Origin of the sequence: Bowmanella dokdonensis (genome assembly GCF_017254865.1) — a bacterium.
Lineage (GTDB): Bacteria > Pseudomonadota > Gammaproteobacteria > Enterobacterales > Alteromonadaceae > Bowmanella > Bowmanella dokdonensis.
Map to the genome: position 1 here is coordinate 1 of NZ_JAFKCV010000290.1, position 309 is coordinate 309.

The 309-nt window shown below is 53.7% G+C and carries 1 protein-coding gene; it reads left to right on the plus strand.

The annotated features are described in order from the left end of the window. A partial coding sequence (locus J0A66_RS22630) for a Gldg family protein (protein WP_439098894.1) occupies positions 1-309 on the plus strand: 309 nt, incomplete at both ends.

Sequence of the window (309 nt, forward strand, 5' to 3'; positions counted from 1 at the left end):
GGGTTGGGTTTGACGCCGGGCAGGTGGTGTTGGATGCGGCGACCGGGTTGGATATTCGCACCCAGTCTGGTGTCACCCGACATATGGGCTTTTTAGGTTTGGGTATCGAACAACTCGATAACTCGGATGTGATCACGCGAGGTTTGGAGTTAATTAACGGCGCTTCTTTTGGCTATTTCACTGCGCCCAAAGGGCCTGGATTAAACTGGCAACCCTTGTTGCATTCTTCGTCATCCAGCAGCCACATGGATAGCACGACTTATGCGATGACCCGTGACGCCAAACAATTGGCCAGCGGCTTTGCCAGCC